We start from the raw sequence: 18855 nt of genomic DNA on the forward strand, positions 1-18855 counted from the left end.
CGAAATACCCCAGGTATTACCTCAAGGAATGATGAAGTTAGCAAGTACATTACCAGATGTAAAAGTTTCTATCCCAACCGTTGATAAAGTCTTAGCAGCTATTGAACATGGAAAAGCTGATCAAGTTAGTCAATTAGAGTGGATTTATTGTATTTCTGCCAAAGAGGAATGGGATAATCAAAATATTAATCGTAGCCAATCAACATCTTCTGCAATTTGGCAGGTAGCAATTTCTAACTCTTGGTTGCAACATCAACTAATATGGCGTTTAGCTCTATATTGCAATGGTCAAAAAGAACGGGTTTTACCCAAATCTCTCGTTGATTCTTTTGTTGTTTTTGCCAATAATGAGAAAGTTAAAACCTTATTAAAGGTAAAAGTAATTTTAGTAATTAATAGTGAAAATACGGGTAGAAAATTAGCTAAAATAGCCTGTGAATATAATTTCAATCGTGCAGAATTTATCAATGAAATTAAATCAGATATTCCTGTATGGATTTCAGTTTTTAATCAATTTGTAGAATATATAACACCACATTTCTGTACAATCAATAATCCTAGCAATCAACAAGTTAGTTGGTTATTAAGTTGTTTGCAAGAAATGTCTAAATTACAGCAACTTACAGCCGTTGATGATTTATTAATCAATATTGATGAAAATATCGCCAATAAACATAGTCAATTAGTATCATGGCTTAGTCAAAACTATCGAAGTGGTGAAAATTGGTTAGGACTTTCAGAACTAGCTAGAAAGAAACTAAGAAATTTAATTGGAGCAATTAACTATAGTGATTTCTACAAATTAGTTAACCTCATATTAAATAGATTAACATTACAAGACTTCGAGGAGAATAGACTACGCAGACGCAGAGATTTTTGGAGTGAATACAGTAACAGATTTGAGAAAATGCGGATTCTTTTACCTGAATCTTCATTACAAATTATTGGTAATCAGCTAACAGGAGATATTGAGGTTTTAAAAAATGATGGTAGTGAACCTACAGAAGTTTGTATATTTGATTTTGGTGATTGGATAGTAATAGAGTTCTTTAGAGGGAAAGGTAGTGAAACACGCCTTTTACCAAACAATTCTAAAAATCAACAAATACTTTTTAATCAATCTCAACTTTCAGTTAAATGTATTCGTTGTTTAGGTGGTGAAAAACACGATCATGAATATCTTTGGCAGGTATTTTCCCATTATTGGTTACAAAATAAGGGAATTATACCTAATTTAAATAGCAATACTCCCAGACAACCTACAACAGAACAATTACGAGATCGATCATATAGACTGGAAAGATGGAGAAGGGATATTGATACTTTAGAACGGGAAGCTAATGAATACTGTAGAAGAACTGGTTGTTGTATTTAAATCTTCAAAATACTGGCATTAACAAATTTCTTCTAAAGTCAATACCTTAGCCAAAATAAGAGCCTTGATAATTTTTGGCAAAAACGGCAAAAATAAGCATACATAAGCGTTTCGAGTAAAAGGTAGTTTAGAATCTAAAACCCTTATCCTAACGTCAATACATTTAAAAAATCCTTGTAGCAAAAGTCAAAATCTCATCAGCTTGATCTTGAGTTAAGATTTTACTCTTTTCTCTCCTTATTACGATACAAGGGGTTTAGCAGTGGTCATTGGTGTCAACTTAACATAAAACCTGTAGCCCGCCTGGGAATGAATTCCCAGTCTAATAGCAAAAGTCATCTGAAGATGACTAAAAATCCCCAGTTTACTTTAGTAAACCTGGGAGAGCGATCGCTAAACAACTAGCTGTACAAACGGTTTTAGTAACAGCCACACTGATACAAGAAACCAAAATCCACCCCGCCGAACTTAAAGATCAAGTTACCAGTCCTGGTGGTACAACCATTGCCGGTGTCAGCGCCTTAGAAAAAGCCGGTTTTCGTTCCGCTATCATTGAAGCCGTCAAAGCCTCGAAAGAACGCGCTCAGGAATTGGGGAAAGGGTAAGAGGTGAGGTTGTTGATCCAATCTACCAGTAAAATCACAACTCACATTTACTGTTCATATACTTCGCTCCGATGAGCGATAGCCACAACAAATACCTGCACCACTTCATCTTCTATCGAATAGATGACCCTGTAGTCGCCGATTCGGTAGCGATAGTACCCTGCATAATCTCCCTTGAGAGCTTTGATGTTAGGATGCGACTGAGGGGTTTGCTCTAGCTGCTGCAAACATCGGGCAATTTTCTTTGCTAGGGCTTTATCAGCATTAATATAAACCTTTTGGGCATCGGGATGGAGAACAACTTCATACATCAGATCGAAGAGTTCTCCAGTTTGTGTAATGGGTTTTAGGTGTTGTTTGATTTTGCTTAACTCGTTCTAGTAATCCAGGAATTGCTAAAAGTTCTTGGGTTGCAGCTTCGCTTTCAGCATTTGCTAAGTAAGCAGCAAAATCCGCCAACACCTGCAATCTTTCTGGTGATAGTTGCTTGAGTAATTCATTAAGCTGATTCTGTAACTCTGTCACCGATACTAAAATCTCTGATGATCTATCTGAAGTTGGGGAATTATCCATAGTATTCATTGTTTACCTCCACTTTCTAAAATTGCTAAATTAGCTGTTGGGAAATGTTGCAGTTATTCAATCTATTGATCACATTTGTTGATATCAAACTTATAAGGAAAAAGTGTGATCACTAATAATCTTCCTTTTTACGATCAATAATATCAATTATCAAAAAACCCTGATCTGTTTTTTTAAATAGTAGCCGCACACTTCCATCTACTCTTACCAATCACGTATCCGTGTTATCGAGTCTATCAGAGTTTAGTTGGTGTGAGTTACTGACATCTAGCTGCTTTATTAACTGAGAAACTTTATTTTTTTGATTCAATGGCATGGTTTCATAAGCCATCAAAGCTTTTTCTCTGAACTGTACAGTCATTTTAGCATCTCCATAAACAAGCAGGAGGTTTAATCCAGCTTAATAAACTTTGGTTTAGGAGAAATTATTTTTGGTGCCATTGCTTTTATATGAAGCCAATCTGGAGCATTAACACTAACGAGCTTATGTGAACTGGTAACTAAGTTTTGCTGTGCTGCTTCATTCAGAGCATCTTCAATATCAGTGGCTTTTGCATCTGGATATTTTTCTAACTGTTCTTGAACTTTTTGGGCTTTTGCACTCGGTTTAATAAAATATGGTGGTTGCTCTTGTTTACCAAGTTTACATACAGCCCTAGCTACCGCATGATAGGCATCATTAAATAAGCCCATAAAGCCATTGGGATCAGCTAGTGTTACAACCCATAGTTTATGCTCTTTACTGTATGTTACCCCGGTTTTATTTTGTGGGTGAGTAGACTCTGGGACAATGCCTATCCGTAAGCCTTGCCCGCCCTCTAGTTGAGCATAATTTGATTTTACCGTAGCGGCAAAGTGTTTTTGGTCATCAATAGTAGAAAGAAATAGATCTGTTTTCCAGATTTTCTTAATTCGTTCGTTTAACTCAGGCTCTGCCCTATGACCTCGTGCTGCAATTGATACCCAAGGTCCAAATTTAAATGGTTTCCCTTTTCCTTGCGGAAGAATATATGACTCTGTACCTGCTTCATCTACAACAGCATCGAGAAATCCCAAATACTTTGCACGCTCTTGACCGAATAATACGGATGTTGGCTCACTGTCTTTTACATATTTTGATGCGCGTCTTAGTGCATGACTAAGTGGATTCAATACACTAGGCTCTTTTCCAAGAATAGCTTCATGAACTGCCCACTCGAAACCATCACCTCTCATTCCTTTATCCCGTTCAAGCCTTACTATTTTGGCGAATTGTCGCATTCTAATATCAGCAAGTGGGGTATTTAAGTCTGTCAAATCTTCATCAGATATTGAATCAATTAATGCTCTTAAAATTGAGCGTGAAACAGCGTAAAGTGCGCGACCATACTCATCTATTGGGGCATTTTGTTCAATAAAAGTAATATTTGCTGCCATTTTAACTTTTTATCTAAATTTTTCGATACATAGACTATATCAGAATACTATACGCCTTTGTCCTGATTCAGTGCGAATGTTTTCTAAAGTGGGAAAGTCATCTTTCCAAGTTCCAGCAAGTGAATAAACTAATTCTGACCAAGGTAACTGATCAATATTTTTAACAGTTTGGTTAGCATTTAGATGTTTAGCACGGATAAATTCAGCAAAAGTCAGAATCTCATCAGCTTGATCTTGGGGAAGGGTTTTAGCGATCGCATAAATCTGTTCAGCAATAGTCATAATCGGGTTGTGGGTAAATTAACGACCATTCAGTGAACTAGGTTAAATCATTCTATCGCAGATGATTAGATTAGGAAACCAGAAATGGCTGGGTCAATTTTTTCCATTATCGCTAAAGATATCGCTCTCCTCGCAATATTAAGATTTATGATTCATTGTCAGGGAAGCGAAGCGATGCCTTCGGCGAGCGGAGCTATCGCAGGAGAACAAAAAGTTACTTTTGTGAGACTATTATTTGCTATGAAGTCCTCTAAAATTGCTTGAATTACAGGCACACTTACAGCATTACCAAACTGTTTATACGTTGCACTATCATCTGAATGAAGAATATAAGACTCTGGAAAGCCTTGTAATCTTGCACATTCACGAGGCGTTATTCTTCTTGGTCGCCCATTTTGGACTACACCCAACTTATTCGCATCTGATGATGTAAGTGTTATGGAAATACTCTCTGGATCGAGAAACTTAAAAACCTCAAAAGACATATTTCCACTTACAGGATTATATCTTCCGTTCATTTCTTTAAGATATTTTTTTTCAATGAGTGAATTAATAATATTCTCGATATTTTCATGGTCGAAAAATGTCTTAATTTGTTCTATAGTTAAGCTTTTACCATCTTGGTGATCACCAAATTCTTTATGCCTTCTATGAGATATTAAGGCATCCATAAAATCACGCTCATCCTTTGTACACTTGCCTTTAATACCTAAATGCCAAGAATGGATAGAATTGCCTCCACGAAAGTCAATAAGCCGAACACCATGAAGTTTTTCAAATTTACCATCTACAGCATCAAAAAGTTGCTGTTCAAATTTTTTTGAAAGATAATAATTTTCAGAAACTTTTTTTTCCAGAATATGTTTAACCTTGACAACTGCATCAGTATGATCAAAAAGATTTAGCTGATATTGCTGTTTCTTAAAAGTATGAGAGTCAGTAGCACCTCTGTCTGACATAAGTGTAATTACTGGCTTTTTACCAAGTAGTCCTAATATGTATATACGAACACGATTTTGTGGTACACCAAAGTTACTACTGTTGAGTAAAAGATAATGAACACCGTAACCAAGTTGTTCCAAAGCATGAATAATTGTTTTAAAGGTTCTACCCTGATCATGTGTTGTTAAACCACGGACATTTTCAAGCATAAAACCTTGTGGTTTATGAATTTTTAGTAGTCTTTCAATTTCAAAAAAGAGCGTCCCTCTGGTATCTCCAAAGCCTTGTTGTTTACCCGCATACGAGAAAGATTGGCAGGGAAAACCAGCAAGCATGAAATCAAATTCAGGTATTAGATCAATTTCTCGGATGTCTCCAGTCGGTTGATCATCAAAGTTTAGTATATATGTTTCAATAGCTTTTTTATCAATTTCAGAGCTAAGTACACATTGAGATTCTATGCCCAAAACATCACACGCTTGCTGAAAACCGAGGCGCATTCCACCAATACCTGCAAAAAGATCAATAAAACGAATCATGGCAAACTCTCATGCAAAAAATCAGCTAAAATATCGAACTCACTATCAGAATAGGCAACTGTGCAATGGCTGTGCTTGCAAATTGTAGAGATAGCAGCAGAGCGTTGAAAATTTCCAGCCCCATCAATAACATAGGCTATTTTGTGACCAGCAGCGTTGATAAGAGCTTGCCTTTCGGAAGCTTGTCCTGCTTTTCTTTCTATTGTGCTGTTGGTTGTTACTTGAAAACTAACTTCAATTCCAACACTTTTGCCTCCTTTTGTGACAACTACATCAAAAGGCATTCCAGTGCTTTTACCATAACCCTGCAATATAATTGATCCATTACTGGTAATATTGAATTCATTTCCCAATTTTTCTTTCAGGTACTTGACAATATAACTTTGTGCTAATTGTCCTAAAGAATTTGCATTTGCACCACCTGTTATTCTACTAACTACTATATATCTTTGCTTTATATGACGCTCTAAACCAGCTTCATCACCAAGTAAAGAACCCAGAAGACAAACCTCTAAACCAGCTTGTGCGGATACATCAGAAGTGCTGGCATAAAGCAAAATCATAGTCATGTCACGTTTAAGACTGTCAAAAGGTTTATCTGATTGCAAACCATTTCCATCAATATCAAGCTTTTCATTACCTAAGCCTTTAACGGGCATTGACTCAAAGACATACTGGTAATTTGTTCCTCTCCAGACATAATCCATGATTGGTTTACCCGTCTGATCTCTTTTAGTAAAAATATCTGTGAAACTTTTTCCCAGTCTTTGAATAGGTTCACCACCATAGTCTGAAATGACAACTAAGTGTTTTAGGAATAAGTTGGCTGGAAACTTCGCTGCTTCGACAAGCTCAAAGACTTGCGTGGGGTTCTTTTTACTCAATTGTAAAATTGAAATGAAATCTTCTTGTGTCTCAAGTAATCTAGGAATAACACTTATTGTCGCATTTTCATCCTTTAAACTTTCAGTCCACCACATTGCAGCGTAGGACTGTAACGTAATTATGTCTCTAGCGTAATTTGGCATATAATACTGTTTGATTGAGCTTGCATGACAAGCATTTTAGCTGTTGACAAAAGAATAAGCAAAAGATAATATTTAAGATTTAATTGTATAATTAAATACAAAATAATTGATTACCTTTAAAATAATAAATCAGGGTTTTGGATACCAAAACCTACATCTAAAGGCTCTCCCGTAGAATGTCTTGTCCTGATTCGGTGCGAATTTCTTCTAAAGTGGGAAAGTCATCTTTCCAAGTTCCAGCAAGTGAATAAACAAATTCTGACCAAGGTAACTGATCAATATTTTTAACAGTTTGGTTAGCATTTAAATGTTTTGCACGGATAAATTCAGCAAAAGTCAGAATCTCATCAGCTTGCTCTTGGGGAAGAGTTTTGACAAGTGCATAAATCTGTTCAGCAATAGTCATAATCGGGTTGTGGGTAAATTGACTACCATTCAGTGAAGTGGGTTAAATCATTCTACCGCAGATGTTTTAGAAGAAACCCCTCTCAACATAGCAAATCACTAATCACGTTATGATAGTAAATAGTCTGCTTGTAAATTATGAAGGTTAAAGAAGTTCTCAAAATTCTGGAAGCAGATGGTTGGTATATAGATCGCACCAGAGGTAGTCATCGTATCCTCAAACATCAAAGCAAATCAGGTATCGTAGTTATACCTGGAAAACCAAGTGATGATATTCCAGTAGGTACACTCTCATCAATTTGGAAGTAAGCAAAATTATGAACAAAAAAATGATTGAGTACACAGTCATCTACGAACGTGGACAGACAAACTGGGGCGCTTATGTTCCTGACTTACCTGGTTGTGTCAGTATTGGTGACACCTTAGCAGAAGTACAGGAAAATATTAAAGAAGCGATCGCACTCTATCTAGAAGTCTTGAAAGAAGATGGACAACCCATACCCGAACCATCAACAGAAGTTGGTAAAGTTGCAGTGACGATATAAACACAGCTATCGGAAAAAATCCACTATGCAAACACTAGCCGTTACTGAAACTATCACCACCATCGCTGAAGCAGAAAAACGATTTGGCTTGAGTCGCAGTAGCTTGGATTTTTTCACTGAATGGCATAATCAATTACCTGAGATTAATCCCAATGATCGCACAAACCTAGAAATTCTCTGGAAACGTTATCTTTATCATCGTTCAGGTGGACATTTATTAGAAAGTACGGTGATGCTATTACTCGTTTCTCCATTACTTACAGTTGCAGGTTTATATGATCCACCTTTTCGCATCAAAGCAGAAGAATCTGTACAAATAACAATAGCTGATAGCGAAGAAACCCTCCAGGGTCGAATAGATTTACTGGTATTACAAAACCGCCTATGGGTAATTGTTTTAGAATCCAAAAAAACCATGTTATCAGTGTGGTCAGCATTGCCACAAACCCTGACTTACTTAATGGCTAGTCCCAACACTGATTTACCTAACTTTGCAATGTTAACCAATGGCGACGATATTGTGTTTGTCAAACTAGAAAATCAACACTATGCCATATCACGAGTATTTGCCCCATTGTCTACCCAAAACGAATTAGAATCTGCCTGTCGAGTTCTGTGCAAAATTGCCGAAATAGTAAAATGATAAAAAAGTGTAAAATTAGGGAAAGAGGAAAAATACTATGCTAACCCAAACAGATTACGCCCTCTGGATTGAAGAGACAATTAATCTATTGAAAGAGCAAAATTATCATAGTGTTGACTGGGAAGACTTAATTGAGGAGATTGAAAGTTTGGGAAGGAGTCAAAAGCGAGAATTGCGAAATCGGCTCATCACAATGCTAGAACATTGTCTTAAACTTTGTTATTCAGACTACGTTCAAGACTATCGTGGTTGGACAGAAACAATTAAGCGTAGTCAGCGAGAATTAGAAGGCTTATTGGAAGACTCTCCCAGCTTAAGACCGTATTGGGATGAAATATTTATAGAATGTTATATCAGCGCATTAACGATTCTGCGAGAGAACTCTGATTATCAATCTTTTTCTTTTCCCGATGATTGCCCTTTTCCTCAAGAAATAGATCAAATTTTGCAACAAACTTCTTGGCGGAAGTAGTCAGTGTAATTGCTTGGCGAGGTCTCCGCAAAATTGCTGAAATAGTAAAATGATTAAAAAAAGCTCAGTAATACCTTCACAACTTGCGCTTTTCCTGTCAACGTAGCAAACCACGAATCACGTTATGATAGTGGATAGTCTGCTTGTAAATTATGATTGAGTGAATTATTCCGACTTCGCTAATGAACTTGACCTTGGGTCAATCTTCCCCTTTGAATTAGATCAATTCCAAAGAGAAGCGATCGCCTCCCTCAATGCTGACCGTTCAGTAGTTGTCTGTGCGCCCACAGGTTCAGGAAAGACCCTCATCGGGGAATATGCCATCTATCGCGCCTTATCTCGCGGGAAACGGGTATTTTACACCACTCCCTTGAAGGCGTTATCTAATCAAAAACTCCGAGACTTCCGCGAAAAATTTGGCTTTGATCAAGTTGGACTCCTCACCGGAGACGCTTCCATTCATAGGGATGCACCAATTTTGGTCATGACCACAGAAATTTTCCGCAATATGCTCTATGGCACGCCCATAGGTCAAATTGGCATCTCCTTAGCTGACGTTGAGGCTGTAGTGCTAGATGAGTGCCACTACATGAACGATCGCCAACGGGGTACAGTCTGGGAAGAATCCATCATCTACTGTCCCCGCAGTGTCCAACTTGTAGCCCTTTCTGCCACCGTTGCCAACAGTGATCAACTTACCAGTTGGTTAAATCATGTTCATGGGCCCACAGACCTGATTTACTCCGATTTTCGCCCCGTTCCCCTAGAATTTAACTTTTGTAATCCCAAAGGATTGTTTCCGTTATTAAATGAAACCAATACCAAAATTAATCCTCGCTTAGTCAAAAAGGCTAAAAAAGGATATTGGGAAAAAGGCAAAGCTGGTAGACCAGAACCGCCTGGTATTATTTATACCCTGAGCCAACTCCAAGAACGGGATATGCTTCCCGCCATTTACTTTATTTTCAGTCGTCGGGGCTGTGATAAAGCCGTTGAAGAAGTTGGTGATTTATGGTTAGTTAATAATGATGAGTCCCAAATCCTCCGCCAACAAATTGACGAATTTTTACGCCGTAACCCCGATGCTGGCAGGGCTGGACAAGTTGCCCCACTGTATCGAGGTATAGCTGCCCATCATGCCGGCATCTTACCAGCTTGGAAAGGATTCGTCGAAGAACTGTTTCAGCAGGGATTAATTAAAGTAGTATTCGCCACAGAAACCTTAGCAGCGGGAATTAATATGCCTGCTCGGACAACAGTTATTTCTACTTTGTCTAAGCGCACTGATAACGGACACCGCTTACTCAATGCTTCGGAATTCTTGCAAATGGCAGGGCGGGCTGGTCGTCGAGGGATGGATATGCAAGGTTATGTAGTAACATTACAAACCCCCTTTGAAGGTGCAAAAGAAGCATCCTATTTAGCTACATCTAAGGCTGATCCCTTAGTTAGTCAGTTTACACCCAGTTACGGCATGGTCTTGAACCTGCTGCAAACCCACACCATAGAAAAAGCCAGAGAACTGATAGAACGCAGTTTTGGACAATATATGTCCAATTTGCACCTCCAACCAGATTTTGAAGAACTGGGACAATTTCAAAGCGAATTATCGCAAATTCAATCACAACTGGCGGCAATTGATGAAAGTGAATTGATGCAATACGAAAAACTGCGTCAACGCTTGAAAGTAGAACGCCAAATTTTCAAAACCTTGCAAGAACAGGCACAGGAAGATAGACAGGCACAACTGGCAATGATGCTAGATTTTGCCATATCTGGAACTATGTTGAGTCTCAACGACAGAAACGCCATGTCACCCCTACCCATAACAGTAGTACTGGTTGACAAAGCCGTGAGTGTGGTGGGTGAGACATCTTACTTTGTTTGCTTGGGGCAAAATAACCGTTGGTATGTGGCAACTTCAGCAGATATATTAGATATGTATGCAGAAATGCCACGAGTAGAAGTTCCATCTGAGCTAATACCACCTTCAGAATTGAGCTTGAAACGAGGACAATCAATTCGTGGTGATGAAAGCACCATTGCGATCGCTCAAAGCATACCCAATCCTGAAGAATTTAACCATCTACCCACAGAAGTAAGAGAACAACTCAGTCGCCTAACTGCTGTCCAAGAACAGTTAGAAAACCATCCCATTTATAAATCGGGTAACATTGCCAAAATATTCAAAAATCGAGCGCGTTGTGTCGAATTAGAGGCAGAAATTGAACACCTACAAGAACAGGTATCACTACAGTCTCAAAGATATTGGGAAGAGTTTCTCTGTTTAATTGAAATTTTGCAATTCTTTGAATGTTTGGATAACTTAGTTCCCACAAAATTAGGAGAAATTGCGGCAGCCATTCGCGGTGAAAATGAATTGTGGTTAGGTTTAGTTCTAGCCAGTGGAGAATTAGATAATATTGGTCCCCATAACCTAGCAGCAGTAATAGCCGCTTTGGTGACAGAAAGCCCCCGCCCAGATACTAGGGTTGATTTCAACCTGTCTACAGAAGCAGATGCAGCCTGGTTAACATTACAACCGATTCGCCGTTCTGTGTTAAAGGTACAGTATCGTCATGGGGTGGCCTTACCTGTAGGTTTAGAAACTCGTTTTATCAGCTTGATTTCCTTGGTGGAACAATGGGCGCTAGGGGTAGAGTGGAAAGCATTATGTGAGAAAACCACTTTAGATGAAGGGGACGTAGTGCGAATTTTACGCCGCACTCTGGATTTATTATCCCAGATTCCTCATGTTCCTAATTTACCAGATGTGTTGCGGCGCAATGCTCAACGGGCGATGCAGTTAATTGATAGATTCCCTGTGAATGAAACAATGGAGTAATTAGGGTTTATATAACTTATATTTGCAGTCAGATCCCCGACTTCTCTAAGAAGTCGGGGACCTCAAACCCTTACGGTTTAAAAATCAAAGATGAAACTTTTACCTTTTCTAATTGCTTGTAAGGCTTTGATTTGATGGGAGTAAAGTTGGGTGATTCCTAATGATTGTAGGGCTTTGATTAGTTGTTTTGGTAGGTCTTTGGAGATGGTTTTGAGGTTAGGTTCGGTGGCGGGAATTGTTTGTTGATAGAGTATTTCTTCTGCTAGAAATTCGGTGATTTCTGTTGGTTCTGGGGGATGATTATTTGAGGGGGAATTTTCGGGAATGGGTGTGGTAGGTGGTGTCCACAGGCTTTGTAGTAATAAGCTGTAATTGGGCGTGTTCATGGTGGTGTTTTTTGAACTTTGCCCTCATAAATCCCCCATTGGGGGAAGATATTAAGTTGACAGAAGTAAACTCTGAATTTACAAAGTTATTTTTGATAAATGCTATAGTAATTTACTAGAAAATTATCATCTGGCAAAGATTTTCCTCTCTGAAGGATGTTTGTAATGGGGTTGATTAATTGTTGGACATAAATAGTCAAAGGAATTATCAGTATGTTCTAGTTGCATATTCCGGGGTGCATTTAAAGCAATGACAGCATCTCCAATTTTTTCACAACGGTTGCAGTCACAGGCTGTTGCTCCTTGAGCTAATATTTCTTTTAAATTATTGGCAATATTAATAAATCCTCTAGTATTTGAGTTTTTGGGTAGTTGAGCAGCAATTTGAATTAATTGCTCAATTTCTGCACGGTATTGTACTAAGAGAACTTGGTCAATCTGACAGTTGCTGCGACAATTTTCTACATCTCCAAATTCATCAGCAAACTGTTTTAAGCCAGCAGCCAGATTTTGTAAGTCAAGGGTAAGCGGTACAAGGGCGCGGGTACAGGTGGTAGAATCTGTATTGGTATTAGGTTCTTCCGTACCTGTTATGCCAAATATGAGTTTATTTACCCCACAACCCATATAAATAAAGGATTTTATTGTTTTTGATACCAAATTTGTCAAAATAACCAATAAATTAATGTAAAATCCTTATATAACAAGGATCTTGGGATTTAAAAAAAATAATTTAGCATAACAAGTACCGAAGAGCCTGGTATTATTAAACTTTTTTCTGAGTAGAAGTTCAAAACGTTTGATATAAATTCCTAAAATAGAGATAGCTTTTTCTTTATCTTGGGGACTACTAAAGTTGAGTTGGTGGGTGCTAAAAAGTTGGGGAATAAGTTGTAAAATAGCTTTAAGTTCGCTGGTTTTAAATCTATTACTCCACAGTGCAATAGCATCGCCAATATTATTTATAGTTTCTAGGCGCAGCACAAAGTAGAAGGAAATAAGATTAATCAGATAACTGCGCCTCATCTCCATCTGCACGTAATTAGAAATATAAAGCGTTTGGTCAGTAAGTTGAGATTCAAAATACTGCTTATAGACTTGCGTACCTAGTAGCAAAGAACGTAAAACTGAGGTATCTAGAAAGTGTTGAGGAATAGATTTATCATCCATTTGCTATTATTCCTCGTCTTCATGTATATCCAGGCTTTCATCAAGTTTGACTCCAAATGGTATGGTATCAAAGCCTAAGTTTTCTAGGGTTAAAATTGCTGCTTCAACTGATGAATTGTTGATTGTTTCTTGATTGACTAGGGATGTAAGTAATTCACAAACTCCTTGATATTGACTGGCATTATAGTCAATCCAACGATTAGAATATGCAAGTGCATCATGTAATGCCATTACCACTTCTGTATAAGGATCAAATGGTAATTTATCGCGTATAGTACGCATGGTACGCAGTAGGTTATCTGCATAGACAGATGCTATTGGTTCTCCAGAACAAGAGGCGAGCTTTTGTAAATCTACTAAGATAGTCTTGGTAAGTTCTAATCCTGAAACTTCTAAGACATTCTGCTTAATGTTCATTATTTTTATTCAATAATTTTTGAGGTTTTCAATTAACTATTGCTTTCTATTTTAATACATATTTATCTCTGCTGTAGTTGGGGGTGTTCATGGTGGTGTTTTTTAAACATTGCTCTTATAAATCCCCCAGTGAGGGAGTGTGATAATAAGTTAGGATCGGTCAATGATGCTCTAGTATCAAAAACAAGACAATGAATGTTACAGGACTTTACTACAAATTTCAATTGGTACTGATACTTTGTACAATAAAGCACTGTTTTACAAATTGATGTAAAATTAAATCTAGTGATATTTAAAAATTAAATTATAAAAGCCATGTATAATTGGAAACGCTTTTGGTGTATAAATACGGGAAATATCAGGCTTGACTATGGTGGATTTTTAGAAGATCCAGAATCAGAATATGGTCATAATCCTGATGTTGTACCATTTAATTCTATATCCCATATTCCTTGTTTAGTATTATTGGGTGAGCCAGGTATTGGTAAAACAACAGCAATTAATCAAGCATTTAGTGAACTAAAGACAGAATTGGAAACATCTGAAGATGATTGTTTATTTTTTAATCTAGGTGATTTTGACTCAAATCAAGATTTATTGAATGGAATATTTCAAAGCGATAAATTTATTAAATGGCTAAATGGCAATTATAAGTTACATCTTTTTTTAGATAGTTTAGATGAAGGTTTATTATCTGTCACAACGATTATTAGGTTTTTATGTAAGCATATAGATAATGTTCCTGTTGAACGCCTTTATTTTCGGATAACTTGCAGAACATCTGTATGGTTAGAAAGTATTTCTTTTGAACAAAAATTAAAAGAAAAATGGAAAGAAGATAATACAAAAATATATGAACTCGCTCCTTTACGTAGAGTAGATGTTATTGAAGTAGCGAAGGCAAAAAGCATAAATCATGAATTATTTATACAAGAAATTTTAGATAAAGAAGTTACCCCACTTGCTATTAATCCAATCACATTAAAGTTTTTAACAGATACTTACCTAAAAAATGGAAACTTTCCTGATTCCAAAAAAGAATTATACAAACAGGGTTTGCTTCAATTATGTACAGAGAATAATCAAGATCGTTTAGCAGAAGGATATCGAGGTAGTTTAAATGCTTATCAACGTTTGATTATAGCAGGTCGTATTGCATCCATTTTACTTTTAGCTAGAAAAACTGCTATATGGACAAGTACAGAAATGGTAGATATGCCTGACTCAGACATAGTTATCCTAGATTTATGTGTAGGTAAAGAAATCATCAATCAGCAAGAATTTCTAGTTAAAGACGATCATATCAGAAAAGAAGTTTTATCTATTACAGGATTATTTTCTTCTCGTGGTAGTAACAGAATGGGATTTGCTCATCAAACCTACGCTGAATTTTTGGCAGCATGGTATTTAACTGAGCGTAATTTACCTCTAGTTCAAGTAATGAGTTTAATTGTTTCTCAGGGAGATCCAGAATCTAAATTGATTCCTCAACTTCATGAAACTGCTGCTTGGTTAGCAAGTATGAGAATGGATATTCTAGAAGAAATTATCAAAACAGATCCAGATGTACTTTTAAGAAGTGATATCTCTACAAATGTAGACATTCAAGAGAAGATAGTTTCTAGTTTACTTAATCATTATGATCAGGGAAAACTAACAGGTCGAAATTTAAGAAGCGTTTTCCAATACAAAAAACTTAAACATCCCAGATTACCTGAACAACTACGTCCGTATATTCAAGATTCTAGCAAGTCATTGGAAGTAAGAGATGAAGCAATAGATATTGCTAAAGATTGTGACGTACACGAACTTGGAGAAGATTTAGCAACTTTAGCATTAGATTCATCCCAATCTATACATTTAAGAGTTAATGCCGCAAACGCTCTTTGTTCAATTGGTAATTCGGAGACGAAATTAAAATTAAAACCTTTAGCTATTGGTAATATTGAAAAAGATGAAGATGAAGATGATCAACTTAAAGGATATAGTTTAGAGGCAGTTTGGCCAGAACACTTAACAGCAGAAGAATTATTTAACGCTATTACTCCACCTAAGAGAAGAAATTTTTTTGGTGGATATCAGAGTTTTCTTAATAATAAACTTGCATCAAAACTTCAACCCAGTGATTTATTATTAGCTCTGCAATGGTTAGAAAAACAAGGTTTAAGAGTATCTGGTAATTCCTTTGAAAAAATTGGCAATGAAATTTTATTGAAAGCTTGGGAAAATATTGATATCCCTGGAATTGCAAAAGCTTTTTCAAAAATAGCTCTCATACAATGGCAAGAATACCAAAAGTTAATTACTCAAAGAGATTATAGTCAATATGACTTTCAATCTGAACTTTTACAAGATGATAATAAAAGACGTATTTTACTTGAAAATTTAGTTTTAGAAATTAGTGAACAAAACAAAGATTCAGATATTATTCACCCGCTAACTGACTTCACAGAACAAGTGATTTTAAGTCAGGATTTATTCTGGATGTTGGATAAGTTGCAAAATACAGAATCTCAGGAAGTACAGAAAATTTGGGTACAACTAATTGAATGGAGTTTTAACCGTCAAGATGCAAAACAGATAGATGCTGTTATAACTGCAACTCAAGCTAATCATATATTACGTGATCATTTTACTGCTTATTTTGAAGCTATTGAGTTAAATTCATCGCAAGCTGACAAGATGAAGGCAAATTATCAGAGGATGGAAAGTTTGCAAAAAGGGACAAAAGAAGAATTACCATTAAAACAAACACCACAAGAAAGAGTTATTTTATGTTTGGAAAATTTAGAAAACACAGATAGATTAGATTGGTGGTTTCAATTAAACCTAGAAATGACTTTATCACCACAAAGTAAATACTATGGAAATGAATTAGAACATGATTTAACTGAACTTCCAGGTTGGAAAGAAGCAGATCAAACAATTAAACAAAGAATTATTAATGGTGCTAAGAAATATATTTTAGAACAAAAAGAAATTGATTACACATGGATAGGTACAGACAATTTTAATATATTAGCATTAGCAGGTTGTAAAGCAATTTATTTACTACTTAAAGAATCACCGAAGAGTTTAGATATCTTGACAGATGAAATATGGCAAAAGTGGACATCAGTTATCATAAGCTATCCGAATGTAGGTAGAGTGGATAATTATTATTATGATTTGGTGGGAATAGCATATAAAAAAGCTCCAAATAAAACTATTGAAACTCTACTCATATTAATTAATAAAGAGAATCAAAAATATAATGATGTTTTTACTATTGATAAATTTTCCAAATGCTGGGATGAATATTTTAAATCTCTAATTTTAACAGAAATTAATAATAATCAATCACTCAAACCAAATACCATTCAAAAATTACTAAGAGAACTTTTAAAATATGGATATCAACCAGCTAAAGAATTTGCTAAGAGTTTAATTTCAAATCCATTACCTATAGAACAAGAAGAATATCAAAAAATTGTATTAGCTACTGTAATTTTAATTGAAAATGCTGATTCTGATGATTGGTTATTAATTTGGTCAATAATTCAACAGGATACAAAATTTGGTCATAAGGTTTTTGAAGCAATTGCTAATCGTCACTCATTTGGTATTAACTTAAATATCACTGAAGTACAACTAGCAGATTTATATATTTGGATGATTCAGCAATATCCACCTAATGAAGATCCTGTTTATGAAGGTGTTCATCAGATAACAAATAGAGAACAAGTAAGTGATTTTAGAAACAGTATTTTAACTCAACTCAAGGAAAGAGGAACATCTCGCTCTTGCTTAGAAATTCAACGAATTAGTAAGGAATTACCTGAATTAACATGGATGAACAGAGTATTAGTAGAAGCTCAAATTATCAGAAGACGTAAAGAATGGAATCCTCCTACACCATCTGAAATTTTTGAACTTATTAGCAATACAGAAAAACGTTTTGTTCAAGATGGTAATGAACTTCTAAATGTCCTCATTGAAACCTTGAAAAAATTGGACATAGAACTGCAAGATCAAAATCCATCAGTGATTGATTTATGGAATGAGATTCCCTGGCAAAAGGTTCAAAACTTAGCCAAATCTCTTTTCGAGAAATTACAAGAGGAAAATGTTATTGTTCAACCTGCAACAATAAAAGATTTGATTCAAGTTCATCATAAAAAAATTAAAGGTACTACTTATATCCCAAAAGATGAAAATAGCCTATCTGATTACGTAGCAAGGTATTTAAAAAATAATCTTAAAAATAGAGGGATTATTCTGAATAGGGAAGTAGAAATAAGACCGTTGCAAGGAGGAGGTAAAGGAGAAAGAACAGATATTCAAGTAGATGCTGTGATTAAAAAAGCAAATGGAGAAACATTAGATCAAATCACAGTTATTATTGAAGTCAAAGGTAGTTGGAATAAGGATTTAGATACTTCAATGGAAAAACAACTGGTTAACCGCTATTTAAAAGATAATACTTGCCAACATGGTATTTACTTAGTTGGTTGTTTTTATTGTGAACAGTGGGATAAAAGTGATTATAGAAAAGGAAAATCACTGAAAATTAGTATTGATAAAGCAAGAGAAAAATTTGAACAACAAGCTGAACAATTATCACAATCAGGTGTTAAAGTTAAATCTTTTGTACTCAATACAGCACTTAGATAGCTAGTTTTTGAATTTTAGACCGACATCAAACATCCAATCCAAAATCAAAAATTCTCCCTCAACTTCCTCCTAATTAAACCACCTAAAACAACCTACAAACACCAAGAATCACCACCAACAAATCCCTACCATCAGCACCCCTCTTCATTTTGTAGACCTTTAGTTGCTTATCTACATTAGTAGCCACAAACACCAAAGGACAAGGTATTGTTGATGAAAGCGATTTTAATTTGTGTTGAGCGCAGATGAGGTAATAAAAAATGATTGCTGTAAACAGTAAACCAAAAAGTTTTTCCCAAAGAGCGATTTTTACGGAATGCTAACGCTATTGCTACAGACGAAGCAGGCATCAACAACAAAATACGATAGACATTTATGTGATATAAAATACTAAATACATAAGAAATAGTTATAGTAATTTGCACTGGGTCAAAATATGAAATGATGAATGTAGTGTGTAGCATATTGGTTGAAAAAATTGACTGTTTCATCTCTAACAAAAGCCACGCAGGGCGAATCTACAGAAGAACTCGTTTTAACCGACTCAGAA

Annotated in this window: 20 protein-coding genes and 1 pseudogene; 8 read left to right on the forward strand and 13 right to left on the reverse strand. The window is 36.0% G+C overall.

Translation table 11 applies throughout. The features are described 5' to 3' along the window. Together FJR37_RS18800 and FJR37_RS18805 are read left to right on the forward strand one after the other, a co-directional pair. A partial coding sequence (locus FJR37_RS18800) for an EH signature domain-containing protein (protein WP_217355330.1) occupies window positions 1-1375 on the forward strand: 1375 nt, incomplete at its 5' end. Window positions 1376-1758: 383 nt separating this feature from the next. After that, a pseudogene (locus FJR37_RS18805) lies at window positions 1759-1980 on the forward strand (pyrroline-5-carboxylate reductase dimerization domain-containing protein); the annotation flags it as partial. Window positions 1981-2027: 47 nt separating this feature from the next. Here FJR37_RS18805 and FJR37_RS18810 read toward each other — a convergent pair. From FJR37_RS18810 to FJR37_RS18845, 8 genes are all read right to left on the reverse strand, one after another. Then, window positions 2028-2291, reverse strand: a complete 264-nt coding sequence (locus FJR37_RS18810) for a type II toxin-antitoxin system RelE/ParE family toxin (protein ID WP_027404422.1) — start codon at window positions 2289-2291, stop codon at window positions 2028-2030. Further along, window positions 2284-2562, reverse strand: a complete 279-nt coding sequence (locus FJR37_RS18815) for a hypothetical protein (RefSeq protein ID WP_027404421.1) — start codon at window positions 2560-2562, stop codon at window positions 2284-2286. Before FJR37_RS18815 ends, FJR37_RS18810 begins: the two co-directional genes overlap by 8 nt. 211 nt (window positions 2563-2773) lie before the next feature. Beyond that, the gene (locus tag FJR37_RS26555; protein WP_217355331.1) at window positions 2774-2923 is read right to left on the reverse strand and encodes a hypothetical protein; all 150 of its coding nucleotides are present in this window, start codon (window positions 2921-2923) and stop codon (window positions 2774-2776) included. A gap of 29 nt (window positions 2924-2952) precedes the next feature. Then, window positions 2953-3978, reverse strand: coding sequence for a hypothetical protein (locus FJR37_RS18825; RefSeq protein ID WP_168466806.1), 1026 nt, complete (start codon window positions 3976-3978; stop codon window positions 2953-2955). Between the two features lie 39 nt (window positions 3979-4017). Further along, on the reverse strand, window positions 4018-4260 hold the full coding sequence (locus FJR37_RS18830; protein ID WP_168466807.1) for a DUF2281 domain-containing protein: 243 nt from the start codon (window positions 4258-4260) through the stop codon (window positions 4018-4020). A gap of 158 nt (window positions 4261-4418) precedes the next feature. After that, a complete protein-coding gene (locus tag FJR37_RS18835) occupies window positions 4419-5741 on the reverse strand; it encodes a DNA cytosine methyltransferase (protein WP_168466808.1) in 1323 nt (440 codons plus the stop codon). Beyond that, the gene (locus FJR37_RS18840; protein ID WP_217355332.1) at window positions 5738-6721 is read right to left on the reverse strand and encodes a restriction endonuclease; all 984 of its coding nucleotides are present in this window, start codon (window positions 6719-6721) and stop codon (window positions 5738-5740) included. The genes FJR37_RS18835 and FJR37_RS18840 overlap by 4 nt, the downstream gene beginning before the upstream one ends. Before the next feature lie 205 nt (window positions 6722-6926). Continuing rightward, on the reverse strand, window positions 6927-7175 hold the full coding sequence (locus FJR37_RS18845) for a DUF2281 domain-containing protein (protein ID WP_168466810.1): 249 nt from the start codon (window positions 7173-7175) through the stop codon (window positions 6927-6929). Between the two features lie 137 nt (window positions 7176-7312). On the opposite strand from FJR37_RS18845, the gene FJR37_RS18850 reads away from it, so the two are divergent. From FJR37_RS18850 to FJR37_RS18870, 5 genes are all read left to right on the forward strand, one after another. Next, window positions 7313-7483, forward strand: a complete 171-nt coding sequence (locus FJR37_RS18850) for a type II toxin-antitoxin system HicA family toxin (protein ID WP_168466811.1) — start codon at window positions 7313-7315, stop codon at window positions 7481-7483. A gap of 20 nt (window positions 7484-7503) precedes the next feature. Next, the gene (locus tag FJR37_RS18855) at window positions 7504-7719 is read left to right on the forward strand and encodes a type II toxin-antitoxin system HicB family antitoxin (RefSeq protein WP_041458210.1); all 216 of its coding nucleotides are present in this window, start codon (window positions 7504-7506) and stop codon (window positions 7717-7719) included. A gap of 25 nt (window positions 7720-7744) precedes the next feature. Further along, window positions 7745-8362, forward strand: a complete 618-nt coding sequence (locus tag FJR37_RS18860) for a type I restriction endonuclease (RefSeq protein WP_039200483.1) — start codon at window positions 7745-7747, stop codon at window positions 8360-8362. Window positions 8363-8399: 37 nt separating this feature from the next. Then, a complete protein-coding gene (locus FJR37_RS18865) occupies window positions 8400-8834 on the forward strand; it encodes a DUF29 domain-containing protein (RefSeq protein WP_039200481.1) in 435 nt (144 codons plus the stop codon). Window positions 8835-8994: 160 nt separating this feature from the next. Beyond that, window positions 8995-11679, forward strand: a complete 2685-nt coding sequence (locus FJR37_RS18870) for an RNA helicase (protein WP_039200480.1) — start codon at window positions 8995-8997, stop codon at window positions 11677-11679. Window positions 11680-11756: 77 nt separating this feature from the next. On the opposite strand, the gene FJR37_RS18875 is transcribed toward FJR37_RS18870, so the two are convergent. The 4 genes from FJR37_RS18875 to FJR37_RS18890 all read right to left on the reverse strand — a co-directional run bounded on the left by FJR37_RS18875 (window position 11757) and on the right by FJR37_RS18890 (window position 13652). Beyond that, window positions 11757-12065 (reverse strand): hypothetical protein, encoded by a 309-nt coding sequence (locus FJR37_RS18875; RefSeq protein ID WP_039200479.1) that lies wholly within the window; start codon window positions 12063-12065, stop codon window positions 11757-11759. Between the two features lie 126 nt (window positions 12066-12191). Next, a complete protein-coding gene (locus tag FJR37_RS18880) occupies window positions 12192-12734 on the reverse strand; it encodes a hypothetical protein (RefSeq protein ID WP_235334910.1) in 543 nt (180 codons plus the stop codon). A 27-nt stretch (window positions 12735-12761) separates the two neighbouring features. Continuing rightward, entirely contained in the window at window positions 12762-13235 is a 474-nt protein-coding gene (locus FJR37_RS18885) for a hypothetical protein (protein ID WP_235334907.1), read from the reverse strand. A 6-nt stretch (window positions 13236-13241) separates the two neighbouring features. Then, on the reverse strand, window positions 13242-13652 hold the full coding sequence (locus tag FJR37_RS18890; protein WP_039200476.1) for a hypothetical protein: 411 nt from the start codon (window positions 13650-13652) through the stop codon (window positions 13242-13244). A 315-nt stretch (window positions 13653-13967) separates the two neighbouring features. Between FJR37_RS18890 and FJR37_RS18895 the strand changes: the two genes are divergently transcribed. Further along, window positions 13968-18305, forward strand: a complete 4338-nt coding sequence (locus FJR37_RS18895) for an NACHT domain-containing NTPase (RefSeq protein ID WP_168466812.1) — start codon at window positions 13968-13970, stop codon at window positions 18303-18305. Window positions 18306-18481: 176 nt separating this feature from the next. Here the strand turns inward: FJR37_RS18895 and FJR37_RS18900 are convergent, their stop codons facing one another. After that, window positions 18482-18769, reverse strand: a complete 288-nt coding sequence (locus FJR37_RS18900; RefSeq protein ID WP_168466813.1) for a hypothetical protein — start codon at window positions 18767-18769, stop codon at window positions 18482-18484. Window positions 18770-18855: the final 86 nt, after the last annotated feature.

The sequence above is a fragment of the Aphanizomenon sp. UHCC 0183 genome, assembly GCF_009712065.1.
Taxonomy (GTDB): Bacteria; Cyanobacteriota; Cyanobacteriia; order Cyanobacteriales; family Nostocaceae; genus Dolichospermum; species Dolichospermum heterosporum.

Excerpts from the sequence above, each read along its gene's own strand:
- FJR37_RS18810 (WP_027404422.1), bottom strand. The coding sequence starts at position 2,291 with ATGTATGAAGTTGTTCTCCATCCCGATGCCCAAAAGGTTTATATTAAT.
- FJR37_RS18815 (WP_027404421.1), bottom strand. The coding sequence starts at position 2,562 with ATGAATACTATGGATAATTCCCCAACTTCAGATAGATCATCAGAGATT.
- FJR37_RS26555 (WP_217355331.1), bottom strand. The coding sequence starts at position 2,923 with ATGACTGTACAGTTCAGAGAAAAAGCTTTGATGGCTTATGAAACCATG.
- FJR37_RS18825 (WP_168466806.1), bottom strand. The coding sequence starts at position 3,978 with ATGGCAGCAAATATTACTTTTATTGAACAAAATGCCCCAATAGATGAG.
- FJR37_RS18830 (WP_168466807.1), bottom strand. The coding sequence starts at position 4,260 with ATGACTATTGCTGAACAGATTTATGCGATCGCTAAAACCCTTCCCCAA.
- FJR37_RS18835 (WP_168466808.1), bottom strand. The coding sequence starts at position 5,741 with ATGATTCGTTTTATTGATCTTTTTGCAGGTATTGGTGGAATGCGCCTC.
- FJR37_RS18840 (WP_217355332.1), bottom strand. The coding sequence starts at position 6,721 with ATGTGGTGGACTGAAAGTTTAAAGGATGAAAATGCGACAATAAGTGTT.
- FJR37_RS18845 (WP_168466810.1), bottom strand. The coding sequence starts at position 7,175 with ATGACTATTGCTGAACAGATTTATGCACTTGTCAAAACTCTTCCCCAA.
- FJR37_RS18850 (WP_168466811.1), top strand. The coding sequence starts at position 7,313 with ATGAAGGTTAAAGAAGTTCTCAAAATTCTGGAAGCAGATGGTTGGTAT.
- FJR37_RS18855 (WP_041458210.1), top strand. The coding sequence starts at position 7,504 with ATGATTGAGTACACAGTCATCTACGAACGTGGACAGACAAACTGGGGC.
- FJR37_RS18860 (WP_039200483.1), top strand. The coding sequence starts at position 7,745 with ATGCAAACACTAGCCGTTACTGAAACTATCACCACCATCGCTGAAGCA.
- FJR37_RS18865 (WP_039200481.1), top strand. The coding sequence starts at position 8,400 with ATGCTAACCCAAACAGATTACGCCCTCTGGATTGAAGAGACAATTAAT.
- FJR37_RS18875 (WP_039200479.1), bottom strand. The coding sequence starts at position 12,065 with ATGAACACGCCCAATTACAGCTTATTACTACAAAGCCTGTGGACACCA.
- FJR37_RS18885 (WP_235334907.1), bottom strand. The coding sequence starts at position 13,235 with ATGGATGATAAATCTATTCCTCAACACTTTCTAGATACCTCAGTTTTA.
- FJR37_RS18890 (WP_039200476.1), bottom strand. The coding sequence starts at position 13,652 with ATGAACATTAAGCAGAATGTCTTAGAAGTTTCAGGATTAGAACTTACC.
- FJR37_RS18895 (WP_168466812.1), top strand. The coding sequence starts at position 13,968 with ATGTATAATTGGAAACGCTTTTGGTGTATAAATACGGGAAATATCAGG.
- FJR37_RS18900 (WP_168466813.1), bottom strand. The coding sequence starts at position 18,769 with ATGCTACACACTACATTCATCATTTCATATTTTGACCCAGTGCAAATT.